Annotated in this window: 11 protein-coding genes; 9 read left to right on the top strand and 2 right to left on the bottom strand. The window is 41.2% G+C overall.

Annotation, left to right across the window (positions count from 1 at the left end; all coding sequences use genetic code 11):
• Positions 1-10: 10 nt before the first annotated feature.
• The 6 genes from nuoI to nuoN are packed head-to-tail and all read left to right on the top strand — an operon-like array spanning position 11 to position 6,267.
• Complete coding sequence (nuoI, locus tag RB151_RS13270) at positions 11-553, top strand: NADH-quinone oxidoreductase subunit NuoI (RefSeq protein ID WP_042844439.1); 543 nt, start codon at positions 11-13, stop codon at positions 551-553.
• 12 nt (positions 554-565) lie between these two features.
• Positions 566-1,108, top strand: coding sequence for an NADH-quinone oxidoreductase subunit J (nuoJ, locus tag RB151_RS13265; RefSeq protein ID WP_071548187.1), 543 nt, complete (start codon positions 566-568; stop codon positions 1,106-1,108).
• The gene (nuoK, locus tag RB151_RS13260; protein ID WP_008910727.1) at positions 1,105-1,407 is read left to right on the top strand and encodes an NADH-quinone oxidoreductase subunit NuoK; all 303 of its coding nucleotides are present in this window, start codon (positions 1,105-1,107) and stop codon (positions 1,405-1,407) included. Before nuoJ ends, nuoK begins: the two co-directional genes overlap by 4 nt.
• On the top strand, positions 1,404-3,260 hold the full coding sequence (gene nuoL, locus RB151_RS13255; protein ID WP_048607505.1) for an NADH-quinone oxidoreductase subunit L: 1,857 nt from the start codon (positions 1,404-1,406) through the stop codon (positions 3,258-3,260). The genes nuoK and nuoL overlap by 4 nt, the downstream gene beginning before the upstream one ends.
• A 19-nt stretch (positions 3,261-3,279) precedes the next feature.
• Positions 3,280-4,800: an NADH-quinone oxidoreductase subunit M gene (gene nuoM, locus RB151_RS13250; RefSeq protein ID WP_071548186.1), complete on the top strand. Its 1,521-nt coding sequence runs from the start codon at positions 3,280-3,282 to the stop codon at positions 4,798-4,800.
• Positions 4,801-4,806: 6 nt separating this feature from the next.
• Positions 4,807-6,267 carry an NADH-quinone oxidoreductase subunit NuoN gene (gene nuoN / locus RB151_RS13245; RefSeq protein ID WP_042844432.1) on the top strand — a complete coding sequence of 487 codons (1,461 nt, stop codon included), beginning with the start codon at positions 4,807-4,809 and terminating at the stop codon, positions 6,265-6,267.
• A gap of 56 nt (positions 6,268-6,323) precedes the next feature.
• Here nuoN and RB151_RS13240 read toward each other — a convergent pair whose 3' ends face one another.
• Entirely contained in the window at positions 6,324-7,334 is a 1,011-nt protein-coding gene (locus RB151_RS13240; protein ID WP_042844431.1) for an alpha-xenorhabdolysin family binary toxin subunit B, read from the bottom strand.
• A gap of 11 nt (positions 7,335-7,345) precedes the next feature.
• Entirely contained in the window at positions 7,346-8,554 is a 1,209-nt protein-coding gene (locus RB151_RS13235) for an alpha-xenorhabdolysin family binary toxin subunit A (protein ID WP_071548185.1), read from the bottom strand.
• Between the two features lie 654 nt (positions 8,555-9,208).
• On the opposite strand from RB151_RS13235, the gene RB151_RS13230 reads away from it, so the two are divergent.
• From RB151_RS13230 to menH, 3 genes are all read left to right on the top strand, one after another.
• Complete coding sequence (locus tag RB151_RS13230) at positions 9,209-10,543, top strand: isochorismate synthase (RefSeq protein WP_071548184.1); 1,335 nt, start codon at positions 9,209-9,211, stop codon at positions 10,541-10,543.
• A 130-nt stretch (positions 10,544-10,673) separates the two neighbouring features.
• Positions 10,674-12,347, top strand: coding sequence for a 2-succinyl-5-enolpyruvyl-6-hydroxy-3-cyclohexene-1-carboxylic-acid synthase (menD, locus tag RB151_RS13225; RefSeq protein WP_042844428.1), 1,674 nt, complete (start codon positions 10,674-10,676; stop codon positions 12,345-12,347).
• On the top strand, positions 12,347-13,111 hold the full coding sequence (gene menH / locus RB151_RS13220; protein ID WP_042844427.1) for a 2-succinyl-6-hydroxy-2,4-cyclohexadiene-1-carboxylate synthase: 765 nt from the start codon (positions 12,347-12,349) through the stop codon (positions 13,109-13,111). The genes menD and menH overlap by 1 nt, the downstream gene beginning before the upstream one ends.
• Positions 13,112-13,120 lie beyond the last annotated feature (9 nt).

Below are 13,120 nucleotides of genomic sequence, written 5' to 3'. Positions count from 1 at the left end.
TGATTGAACCATGACATTAAAAGAGTTATTGGTCGGTTTCGCCACCCAAGTACGTAGTATTTGGATGGTCGGCCTACATGCGTTCGATAAACGCGAAACGCAAATGTACCCAGAAGAGCCGGTTTATCTGCCACCCCGTTACCGTGGGCGTATCGTATTAACACGCGACCCTGACGGTGAAGAGCGTTGTGTAGCCTGTAACTTATGTGCGGTGGCTTGCCCTGTGGGTTGTATCTCACTGCAAAAAGCTGAACATGAAGACGGCCGTTGGTACCCCGAGTTTTTCCGCGTGAACTTTTCGCGCTGCATTTTCTGTGGCTTGTGTGAAGAGGCTTGCCCAACTACGGCAATCCAATTAACACCTGACTTTGAAATGGCCGATTGGAGACGTCAGGATCTGGTTTACGAAAAAGATGACCTACTCATTTCAGGTCCGGGTAAATATCCTGATTATAACTTTTACCGTAAATCGGGTATGGCGATTGCAGGTAAAGACAAAGGTGAAGCGGATAACGAAGCGAAACCGATTAACGTCAAAGACCTGTTGCCATAAGGAGCGATATTCATGGAATTTACATTTTATATCGCCGGCCTAGTTGCCATATTAGCAACTTTGAGGGTGATAACTAATACCAACCCGGTGCATGCACTGTTGTATCTGGTTGTTTCTCTGCTGGCTCTGTCGATGGTGTTTTTCTCTCTCGGTGCGTATTTTGCTGGGGCTTTGGAAATCATCGTTTATGCAGGAGCCATCATGGTCTTGTTCGTATTCGTCGTCATGATGCTTAACTTAGGTCGCTCAGTGCAAGAACAAGAGCGGGCTTGGTTAACACCAAAAAACTGGATTGGTCCCGCGGTGTTGTCTGCCGTATTACTGGCCATCTTAGTTTACGGTATTACCTCTTTGTCTTACGACGATGGGATTAAAGGTACCGTGATTGGGGCGAAAGAAGTGGGTATAAGCCTATTCGGGCCTTATGTTCTAGCTGTTGAGTTGGCTTCATTGCTATTACTGGCCGGTTTAGTTGTCGCATTCCACGTTGGGCGTGACCGTAAAGAAAACGGCGCTGACCTTGTCAGTGCACGTAATGCGGAGGAGCAAAAATGATACCTCTTCAACATGGTCTGATTTTAGCAGCGATTTTATTTGTAATGGGACTGAGTTGTCTCGTTATTCGCCGCAATTTGCTTTTCATGCTGATCGGACTGGAAATCATGATTAACTCTACTGCTCTGGCATTTGTTGTTGCAGGGAGTTTTTGGGGGCAGCCAGACGGCCAAATTATGTATATTTTGGCGATTACATTGGCTGCAGCGGAGGCGAGTATTGGATTGGCGTTGTTACTGCAACTCCATCGTCATCGTCAGAACCTGAATATTGATAAAGTCAGTGAGATGCGCGGATGAACCTACTCTATTTAACTATTCTGTTGCCTCTACTTGGGTCGGTGTTACTTGCCTTCTCTCGTGGACGCTGGTCAGAAAACGTTTCAGCCATTATAGGTGCGGGGTCGGTCGGCTTAGCGGCGCTCGTAGCACTTTATGTTGGCAATGAATTTTTAGCTCAACCTGTTTTATCAAATGGTGGATATGAACCATATTCACAACAACTTTGGACTTGGATGTCGGTTGGTACTTTCAACATTCCATTTACCTTAGTCCTTGATGGTCTGTCTCTTACCATGCTGGGTGTGGTAACGGGTGTGGGCTTCCTTATTCATGTGTATGCCTCTTGGTATATGCGTGGCGAGGAGGGTTACTCACGTTTCTTTGCCTACACTAACCTGTTTATCGCGAGTATGGTGGTTTTAGTTCTCGCCGATAACATGATGCTGATGTATCTCGGTTGGGAAGGGGTAGGGCTGTGCAGTTATCTGCTGATTGGTTTTTACTATACCAATCCAGACAACGGTAAAGCTGCGATGAAAGCCTTCTTCGTGACCCGTATTGGTGATGTGTTCCTTGCCATCGGTATGTTTATTCTGTGGAATGAACTGGGCACGCTGAATTTCAGCGAAATGGCAGTATTAGCACCTCAGAAATTTGCTGAAGGTTCGAGTGCTATCAACTGGGCTACCTTAATGTTATTAGGTGGTGCAGTCGGTAAATCAGCACAGTTACCATTGCAAACATGGTTGGCTGATGCGATGGCAGGCCCAACGCCTGTTTCTGCATTGATCCACGCCGCAACCATGGTGACCGCGGGTGTTTACTTAATTGCACGTACACATGTTCTGTTCCTGTTAGCACCTGAGGTTTTACATTTAGTGGGTGTCGTTGGTGCGGTCACATTAGTACTAGCTGGTTTTGCCGCATTGGTACAAACGGATATCAAACGTGTTCTTGCTTACTCAACCATGAGCCAGATCGGTTATATGTTCTTGGCTCTGGGAGTACAAGCTTGGGATGCGGCGATTTTCCACCTGATGACACACGCTTTCTTTAAAGCGCTATTGTTCCTCTCAGCAGGTTCGGTGATCCTCGCATGTCACCACGAACAAAACATCTTCAAAATGGGTGGGCTACGTAAGCAAATCCCATTCATTTATGCTGTGATGTTAATCGGCGGAAGCGCACTGGCTGCATTGCCATTGTTTACCGCAGGTTTCTACAGTAAAGATGCAATTTTGTGGGGTGCGCAGCTTGATGGGCAAACGGTGTTGTTATGGGCAGGTATCCTTGGTGCATTAATGACTGCAATTTATACCTTCCGTATGATTTTCATCGTGTTCCACGGTGAAGCAAAAATCAAAGCGCACAAGGTTAAAGGCATCACTCATACATTGCCACTTGGCATTCTGGCTATCCTTGCAACGTTTGTTGGTGCATTAATTCACCAACCATTAGAAGGGGTATTCCCTGCTGAAGCCGTAGGAAGTGAAGACGGTAAAGTCTTACTTGAAGCGATTTCTGGCGGGTTTGCAATCGCGGGTCTGTTGATTGCTATATTCCTCTATCTATTCAGACGTTCCATTGTTGATGCTATCGCGAAAACAGCAGTTGGCCGCTTTTTCAGTGCATGGTGGTACCAAGCATGGGGATTCGACTGGCTGTATGACGTAGTCTTTGTGAAACCTTTTAAAGGTATTGCATGGCTATTGGAGAGCGATCCGATTAACTCACTGATGAATATCCCTGCACGCTTATCAAGTTTAGCGAATAAAGGGCTTGCTGTGAGTCAAAACGGCCAGATCCGTTGGTATGTTGCCTCATTGGGGCTGGGTGCAGTGCTGATTCTTGCTCTGCTGCTTTTGGTTTAATTAAGGGACACATTGCGCCATGCTATTACCTTGGCTAATACTTATTCCCTTTATCGGAGGCCTGCTAAGTTGGCAGGCTGACCGGTTCAGTCACCGCGCTCCACGCTGGATTGCGCTGGCGACAATGGGATTAACACTTATTCTTTCCGTGCAATTGTGGTTACAAGGGAACTATTCTCTGGTTAATCCACAAGGCATTCCACAATGGCAGTCTATTTTCTTTATGCCGTGGATCCCAGCACTGGGAATCAACATTCACTTAGCGATTGATGGTTTGTCACTATTAATGGTCGTATTGACGGCTATTATGGGCGCGTTTTCGATTCTGAGCTCATGGAGTGAAAACCAAAAGAACCAAGGTGCATATCACTTTAACCTGCTGTGGATTATCACAGGGGTGATGGGGATTTTCACTGCGGTTGACTTGTTCTTATTCTTCTTCTTCTGGGAGATGATGCTGATCCCGATGTATTTCCTAATTGCCAATTGGGGGCACAAAGGGTCAGAGAGTAGAAAACATATCAACGCAGCTACCAAGTTCTTTATTTATACGCAGGCGAGTGGTTTGATTATGTTAGTGTCCATCATTGGATTGGCACTGGCACACTTCAACTCAACAGGCACATTAACATTCAATTACGACCAACTGTTAGGCACACAAATGTCTAGTAGCGTCGCATTTATGTTGATGTTAGGTTTCTTTATTGCTTTTGCTGTTAAAATGCCATTAGTGCCATTCCACGGTTGGATGGCGGATACGCAAGAACAATCCCCAACCGCAGGTTCGGTGGACATTTCTGGTATTATGCTAAAAACCGCGGCTTATGGTTTGTTACGTTTTACTTTACCACTGTTCCCAGAAGCTTCTATCCAGTTCACGCCAGTTGCGATGACACTGGGTGTGATCAGTATCTTCTACGGTGCATGGTTAGCGTTCAAACAAACCGACATTAAACGTCTGGCGGCATACAGTAGCTTATCCCATATGGGGTTTGTGACAGTAGCGATTTATGCAAGTTCAGTGTTAGCGTACCAAGGTGCTGTGATCCAAATGATCACCAACGGCCTGTCAGGTGCAGCGCTGATTATCATCAGTGGTCAACTGTATGAGCGTACACAAACGCGTGATATGCGCATGATGGGTGGGTTGTGGAAACGCATTAAATGGTTACCAGGAATGTCCCTGTTCTTTGCCGCGGCAACGTTAGGCATGCCAGGTACAGGTAACTTCATTGGTGAGTTCATGATCCTGTTCGGTAGCTTCAGCCAATTCACATTAGTGACCTGCATTATGGTATTTGGTGTGGTGTTTGCTTCTATCTACTCGTTGTGGATGATGCAACAAACTTACTATGGCACACCAAAATCAGAAAAAGAAATGAAAGGGTTAACTGCGCGTGAATTCGGTGTGCTGCTGGCTCTAGCTGCTTTACTGGTTATTATCGGTTTCTATCCACAACCAATTTTAGATACTTCAATTGGTTCAATGGAAACATTGCATAACCTGTATTCTGCTTCACTTACAACATTAGGGCTGTAATTCGCCATGACAATAACTCCTCAAGAACTGATCGCAATATTACCACTGATGATCGTCGGGTTGACGGCAGTGGTTGTGATGCTGTCCATTGCGTGGCGACGCGATCACCTGACCAGCGCCGCGCTGACAGTATCTGGTTTTATTATTGCGTTGCTTTCACTGATTTGGGTGGCTGATGGCTACCTGATGGATGTGACTTCGCTTATCCGTGTTGATAACTTTGCACTATTCTACAGTGCATTAGTCTTAGTTGCAGGTATCGGTACTAGTATCTTTGCTTACCATTGGCTAGAAGGCTTTGGTGACAATAGAGATGAGTTTCACCTTTTAGTCGCTATTGCTGTGGCGGGTGGTGTGCTGTTATCTATGTCAAACCATATGGCGTCAATGTTTATCGGTATTGAACTGATTTCATTACCATTGTTTGGCTTAGTTGCTTATACCTTCGAACGTCGACGCACCTTAGAAGCAGGGATTAAATACATGCTGTTATCCGCAGCAGCGTCTTCATTCCTGTTATTTGGTATTGCATTACTGTATGCAGAGTCAGGCAGTTTAAGCTTTGCCGCGGTCGGTCAAAGCTTATCTGACAGCCAAATCCATGCGCCATTAATTATGATTGGTTTTGGGATGCTGATTGTGGGCTTCGGTTTTAAATTATCGTTATTCCCATTCCAGTTATGGACACCAGATGTTTACCAAGGTGCTCCTGCGCCAGTATCGGCATTTTTGGCAACAGGCAGTAAGATTGCTATCTTTGCCGTGCTAGTGCGTATTTTTATGGAAGCGCCAGTGACCAATAGCGACACTTTATCGATTGTTATCTCTGTCATTGCCATTGCCTCTATTTTATTTGGTAACTTGTTGGCAATTAGCCAAAAAAGTGCAAAACGCTTACTAGGTTACTCATCTATCTCTCATATGGGGTATTTGTTGGTAGCACTTGTTGCTTTACGTACCGTACCGGAATACGCCCAAACAACCATCGCTATTTACCTTGTAGGTTATCTATTTGCAAGTTTGGGGGCCTTTGGGGTAATCAGTATCGTTTCCAGCCCTTACCGTGGTGATGACCAAGATGACTTCAGTGCGTTCCGTGGCCTATTCTGGCACAAACCTGTGTTAGCAACGGTCATGACTATTATGATGCTATCACTGGCAGGTATTCCAATCACATTAGGGTTTATTGGTAAATTTTATGTGATTGCATCCGCAGTGAAAGCTGAATTATGGTGGTTAACTGGAGCTGTGGTGGTGGGTAGTGCAATAGGTTTGTATTACTACCTACGCTTTATGGCAAGCCTATATAGCCGTGATGCAGAACACGCAGAACGTTATACAGGCCCTGAAAAAGCGACATTGGGTACTGTGGTTGCCGTTATTTGTGCCATTGCAGTTATTGCATTTGGGGTTTGGCCACAACCACTTATCGATATCACATCAACAGCTCTTGCTGTGATTAACTGACGGTTAAACACATCATGTTGATGAAAACCGGTTACCTCAACAGTAACCGGTTTTTTTTAATCTGGAAGTTGCAATTGGTATTGATATTCCACCTCATTTAAATAGGTCATAAATATCTTACTTGCGACATGAATATGCGGCACATTCAGCGTTTGTTCAGATACATGTTCATTAATAAAGTCGCACCAAGACTCTAAATAGTTCCTCAGCAGGTTAGCTTGAGTAATGACTGACTGTACATTTAGAACGATAGTGGAGATTTCTTCTGATAGACTGATGAGCTTAGACACCCTGAAAATATTCGTATCAATCGCATTCATTTCCCCTTTCAATTCGATTATTAGGTCACTTAAATAGAGCCTAACATCAACAAGTTGCAGAAATTCTAAACCGTCATCAACCACAGCTAAGAGGTTTTTAATATAGCGTAGAGCCATCTTTAAAATCTGTTTTTTGTTTTTCGGTATGTCAATAGAATCTATCGATTCTTGATTTAAAAAGTATTTTTCAAAGAAATCGGTAATTTTTGTTTTTAAAATAATATCTTCAGCGGCTTTAATAATAGAGTGTTGTTGATTAACCTCATTAATTTTCATTTGAATATTTTTTTTGGCGGAGCTTAACAACCCTTTTTGGTTATTATATTCTTGAAGTTTATTCTTATTTGGCTTATCAATATTAAATGTTTGCAATGAATCGGTGGTGAATCGTATTTTATAAATGAATTTTTCTAATTCTAATTTTAGTTCAATGAGGTCTTCTATAAAACCAACTGTTAATATCTTATTCTTTAAATTCTCAATGTTATCAAGGTGATGGTTGTCATTATTGTTTTCATTTAAATCATTAAATATTATATAATCTAATTTTATTTTTATAATTGGGATTGAATTTCTAATAAGTTGATTAAGACTTTCTGTTTTAATGGCGATTTTATTTATTTTATCATAAATAACATAGTCATAATTTTTAATATTCTTATTAAAATCAATGATGCTATTTGATATACATCTTAATTGGTATACATCAATGGAGGGCAATACAGGGATTTCGTTGTTATCATGCATATTCGTACCTTTTATTTAGAAGTGTTGTTATTTATTTGTAATTCATCAAATAATGTAATTAAATGAACTGAGTATTCTTGTATTTTATTCCAAGAGCTGATAACACGTTTAAATTGGGAGATAAACCTGATTAGTTTGTCTGCGTTATTAATTCTTTGAAAAACTTCAATTGATTGAGTAACTTCAGTTAAAATAACCAACCACATATAGTCTAAGTGGTCGATGGCTAGCCTCGCATCCTTGATAAACCCTTCAATTTTATGTAGGTTAATTTGCATATCAAACATCGTTTTTTGGATGAGTTTTTCTTGGTTAATTTTAGTGTTGATTTCTTCTATTTCTTTTAGGATGTTATTCCTTTTTATTCTTATGACTTCTGCTTTTGAACCAAAAATGCTGCTTGTAATAATAAGACCTATCACCCCACCAGCAAGCCCTGTAAAACAGAGTTTCACAAAATGGTTATATTCCTGATCAAGTTGCTGAACCTCATTTTTTTTAATTTCAATCATTTCTTTTAAGAAAGGTTCTGAGCTTTCATTATTACTTGGGTCAAGTTGCTGATAGAGACCTTTAATATTGAACAGTAATGATTCAACATGCTCGAAATTAGAAAGGTACCCCCCTGTAATATATGCCCTAAAATCAGATACGATATTTTTTATTTTTATCGTTTTAATTGACTGGTTTTTTATATCACTTTTAATTAAATTTAAAATGCTTACAAGCTCAGTCGCAATTTGTTGGTCATCGCTTTGATAAATGATTTCATCAAGTTTATTTTCTGCTAGGTCATCCAAATTATCAGACACTCTTTGTAAAATTGGCATGTGATTAATATACTCAATGACCTCATTACCAGTCTGAATGATATTTCGGCTAGTGAGTGAAAGATTAACAGATTGTTCTTTAACATGTTGTTCAACGTTATCCCATGAATTAGCATGGTCGCGAATATTTATAATTGCCGTGGCTATATCATTAGAGTTAATAGGTAATACAGTTGAATCGGTAATGCCAAACCATTTTAAAATATCAGGTTTTTTCAATGGTAAAGAAAGGGCAAATTGTACATGCTGATGGATGTTGAGTAAATCTTCTAAAGTAAAAATGCCTGCAGACCGAGTGGAAAGTGAATCTTGATTTGTTAATAATGCTAATGTTGCATTACCTATATTTTCTTTTTCGATAATTCGGTCGTAATTTTCATGTGTATTCATTATTAATTCCAATTTAATTAAGTTAAAGGAGAAAGTTGAATTTAGTATTAATAACTATAATTATGATTGTAATACCGGTTTATGATGGTCAAGTGATGAAGATTTTATAACCATTAACCTACAAGAAACTGGAAAAAAGGTTGATAATAAAAATGAAAATCAGAGACAAAAAATAATTTATAGCTATAAACAATAATATTCTGTTAAACAAACTCCCATTAAATGGGAAAGAGAGGGTTGTTACCTAATACAAGGCAATATTCATTCAAAGGGGAATTCCTGATGGAATTGTTAATTTAATCCTGAAGGTAAATTTTGGGGTACAAGATGTTTCAAAATGAAATAGACAAAGGGGGAAAGTGCCAATGGTTTAACCATAGTCAGCAAAAGATAAAATGACTGTTATCAATAGATTAAATTAATATGTAATCACCTAATATATATAATAAACTATACTCATAAACTGAGAGATTTAGCGGTCAACAAGTAACAACATGAATGTCTTAAATTCAACCCTTTTATACTGTCTGTGTGATCGCTGGTGGTTATTTGGTGACATGGTGCTTACTGTGGGTCATCAATGTATTAAAAAATTACATTGCGCTATATAATAATTCAAAGTGAATCTGTGTGATGTAGCTGTAGGGATCGAAAGTGACATATAAAAAAATTGATAAAGTGATAACGGAAATTTTGGATCATTTGTCTACATTGACACTCAAAACGAAAGAGCATACTCGTCTTACTTGGCAACTGGATGGGCAACTTACTTTTCCAGGGCTTCCATGGTTATCTGAGCAAAACTGTTATCCGCAGTTCTATTGGTATCAAAGAACTGGCGCACAGGAGTGCAGCGCGATTGGAATGGTGAAATCATTTCATTCGATTGATGATGCACAAGCTTTTTTATCGCAACACCCTGAAAACCCGGATATGCGTTTGTGGGGGCTAAATGGTTGGAATGCAGTCGGGGAAGGTATTCCCGAAACCTTAAAGCAACAGGCCACGTTTTGTTTTTTGCCTCGTCTTGAGATCCATCGATTTCGTTCAACCGTTCATATAAGCGTCAATATAGATGGGGAAGAAGACCGACTGAATGCACTCAGTTTTGTACAACAATTAACGTTAACGGCTAAAACGACATTAGCTCTTACAGCAGATATTATTGCGCAGGAACATATTCCTATGCGTGATGAATGGTGCCGTTTATTAAATTGTGCAATTGAGGATATGAAAGCAGGGAAAATGGAAAAAGTGGTGATGGCACGAGAGACTAAATTAACCCTGTCTGAACCGATTGCAGTCGCTGAACTTTTATCAAAAAGCCAGCAGGTTAATCATCATTGCTACCATTTTATGATGGCTTTTAATCAGCATTCAGGGTTTATTTCTTCTACGCCTGAACGTTTATACCTACGTCAAGGTGAGCAGCTTAATTCTGAAGCCTTAGCGGGAACGGTGGCAAATGACCCTGATGATGTCATTGCTGCTGAATATGCAAAATGGCTAATGGAAGACAAAAAAAATCAACATGAAAACCTCGTTGTAGTTGATGATATTTGCCAGCAGTTACAAGGTGCAGTGACAGGGGTCGACGTTTCTAGTGCGAAAGTCATTCGTTTAAGAAAAATTCAGCATCTTTACCGTTCGATAGTTGCAACTCTCGTCATGCCTTCTGATAGTGACTGTTTACAACGTTTACAGCCAACCGCTGCTGTTTGTGGGCTACCCAGAAATGTTGCGCGGCAATTTTTGGCTAAAAATGAACCTTTTTCACGTGGTTGGTATGCGGGAACAGGTGGGTTTATTAGTCTCAATAAAAGTGAGTTTGCGGTGTCTTTACGTTGCGCACAAATTGAAGGTGAGCATGTTTCTCTGTATTCAGGAGCCGGTATTGTGAGTGGTTCAGACCCTGAGCAAGAATGGATAGAAATAGAGAATAAAGCGGCTGGGTTAAAATCTTTATTTGGAAATAACGAAAAACCATAAAATAAAAGTGGTTATTTTCTTTTTATTTTCTTTTTATTTTCAATTAGTTCATCAAAAATTGTCCTGAGATCAAGAAATTTTTCTTAGTCAGTTTAAACTGATTGATAATTAATAATTTGCTGAGCATATTATGTCTAATTCTGCTTTTAATATCCGTTGGGCTGAAGTGATTATTGAAGCGCTTGCTCGTCACGGTATGAAACATATTTGTATTGCGCCAGGCTCACGCTCTACGCCTTTGACTCTTGCGGCAATTAATAATGCAAAATTACACTGCCATACGCATTTTGATGAGCGTGGTTTAGGGCATTTGGCCCTAGGTTTAGCGAAAGCGAGCAATGAACCCGTTGGTGTTATTGTCACCTCAGGCACTGCTGTTGCTAACCTTTATCCTTCATTAATTGAAGCGGGCTTAACGGGGGAGAAAGTTATCTTCCTGACCGCAGATAGGCCTCCAGAATTAATTGATTGTGGTGCTAACCAAGCTATTCGCCAAGCCCATATTTTTGCTTCACATCCCGCTCAGTCATTAATGTTACCGCGCCCAACGCGCGATATTTCAGCCAAATGGCTGGTGTCAGCGCTGGATAACGGTATGAATCAACTCCATCATGGCGCTTTTCATATTAATTGCCCATTTGCTGAGCCGCTTTACGGTGAAAGTGAAGGCGATTATGAATGGCAGCAGACATTGGGTGACTGGTGGAACTCAAATCATCCATGGCTAAGTGAACCCTTAACTAATTCTGTTGCGCTCGTAGCTGATTGGTATTTTTGGCGACAGAAAAAAGGGGTTGTTATTGCTGGGAGAATGAATGTAAATGAGGGTGAAAAGGTCACTAAATGGGCTGAACAATTGGGGTGGCCAGTATTAGGTGATGTATTATCACAAACAGGGCAACCTTACCCTTGCGCAGATTTATGGCTTCAACACCCCGATGCTATTCGTATTTTAAAGCAAGCAGAATTAGTCGTGCAGTTTGGCTCAAGCCTGACAGGAAAACGGTTATTGCAGTGGCAAGCGAGTTGTGAACCACAAGAATACTGGGTAATCGATACAATTCCACAGCGCTTAGACCCTGCAAATCATACTGGTCGCAAATTAACATGCTCAATTAAAGGTTGGTTAGAAAACCACCCCGCACAACCACGCAGCTTATGGTGTGAGGAGCTTGTTACCTTAGCGCAGAAAGCACAACACTACGTGCATCAACAGTTAAGCGAGCAATTTTCAGAGGCCGCCATAGCGCATCAGTTGCCCGAATTATTGCCATCTCGCGGGCAGTTATTTGTTGGCAATAGCTTAATCGTACGCTTAGTCGATGCTCTAGCTCAATTACCGATGAACTACCCTGTGTATAGTAATCGTGGCGCAAGTGGCATTGATGGGCTGATTTCAACAATGGCGGGAGTGCAGCGAGCAACGGCAAGGCCAACGCTCGGGATTGTTGGGGACCTTTCTGCATTATATGATTTAAACAGCTTAGCATTATTACGTTCACCTTCAGCACCAACTGTTCTGATTATTGTGAACAATAATGGTGGGCAAATTTTTTCTATGTTGCCCACACCGGAAGAGGCAAGAACAAACTATTATTGTATGCCGCAAAACGTGAGTTTTGAACCTGCCGCAAAAATGTTTGGTTTACAGTACTGCGCCTCAACGGATTGGCATTCGTTGAAAGAGACTATCCAGCAATTTTGGCACAATCAGCACGGTACATTACTTGTGGAACTGGTGGTTGATAGCGATGAGGGTGCTCGTACTTTAAAACAATTAGTCAGCGATATCTCGGAGTTATAATGCTGTCAGCTCAACGTTATCACACGAATGCTTCAGGCCCTTGGTTAGTGTGGTTACATGGGCTACTGGGCAGCGCAAATGATTGGCTTCCAGTGATTGAGCAATTCAATAACTACCCATCATTAGCGGTCAATTTGCCGGGTCACGGCGCGTCGAAATCGGAAACTAATCATGGTTTTTTGCATTTTGACCAACAACTTAGTGCTGTATTACAGTATTATCAAATCCATGAATATTACCTAGTTGGTTATTCATTAGGTGCCCGCCTTGCAATGCATTTTGCCTGTTATCATCAGCCAAAGGGGTTATTAGGCTTAGTGATAGAAGGGGGGAATGTTGGTTTGAGTAGTGAGCAAGAACGGGTAGAGCGCAGAGCAAATGATGCTGCATGGGCACAGCGTTTTCGCTGCGAACCGATGAAACAAGTTTTGGATAGCTGGTATCAACAAAACGTGTTTGCTGACTTATCACTACTGCAACGCCAACAGTTAGTTTTATTACGCCAACAAAATAGTCCACAAGGAATTGCTGATATGTTAGAAAATACATCATTAGCAAAGCAACCTTTTTTGGCTGACAAATTGCACCAACTGGATTGCCCTTATCGCTATTTCTGTGGCGATAGAGATCAAAAGTTTCGAAGCGTTTCGCAACAATACGCTTTGCCGTTAACGCTGATTGAAAATGCAGGGCATAATGCTCATCGGGAAAACCCAATAGGTTATGCGGCTGCACTTCACCATTTTTTATCACAATGTGGTTAAAGGAATCTG

It is taken from the genome of Providencia rettgeri (assembly GCF_001874625.1).
Lineage (GTDB): Bacteria > Pseudomonadota > Gammaproteobacteria > Enterobacterales > Enterobacteriaceae > Providencia > Providencia huashanensis.
This window is presented reverse-complemented; position numbering and strand designations above follow the sequence as displayed.

Excerpts from the sequence above, each read along its gene's own strand:
- nuoK (WP_008910727.1), top strand. The coding sequence starts at position 1,105 with ATGATACCTCTTCAACATGGTCTGATTTTAGCAGCGATTTTATTTGTA.
- nuoL (WP_048607505.1), top strand. The coding sequence starts at position 1,404 with ATGAACCTACTCTATTTAACTATTCTGTTGCCTCTACTTGGGTCGGTG.
- nuoN (WP_042844432.1), top strand. The coding sequence starts at position 4,807 with ATGACAATAACTCCTCAAGAACTGATCGCAATATTACCACTGATGATC.
- nuoI (WP_042844439.1), top strand. The coding sequence starts at position 11 with ATGACATTAAAAGAGTTATTGGTCGGTTTCGCCACCCAAGTACGTAGT.
- nuoJ (WP_071548187.1), top strand. The coding sequence starts at position 566 with ATGGAATTTACATTTTATATCGCCGGCCTAGTTGCCATATTAGCAACT.
- menD (WP_042844428.1), top strand. The coding sequence starts at position 10,674 with ATGTCTAATTCTGCTTTTAATATCCGTTGGGCTGAAGTGATTATTGAA.
- RB151_RS13240 (WP_042844431.1), bottom strand. The coding sequence starts at position 7,334 with ATGCATGATAACAACGAAATCCCTGTATTGCCCTCCATTGATGTATAC.
- RB151_RS13235 (WP_071548185.1), bottom strand. The coding sequence starts at position 8,554 with ATGAATACACATGAAAATTACGACCGAATTATCGAAAAAGAAAATATA.
- nuoM (WP_071548186.1), top strand. The coding sequence starts at position 3,280 with ATGCTATTACCTTGGCTAATACTTATTCCCTTTATCGGAGGCCTGCTA.
- menH (WP_042844427.1), top strand. The coding sequence starts at position 12,347 with ATGCTGTCAGCTCAACGTTATCACACGAATGCTTCAGGCCCTTGGTTA.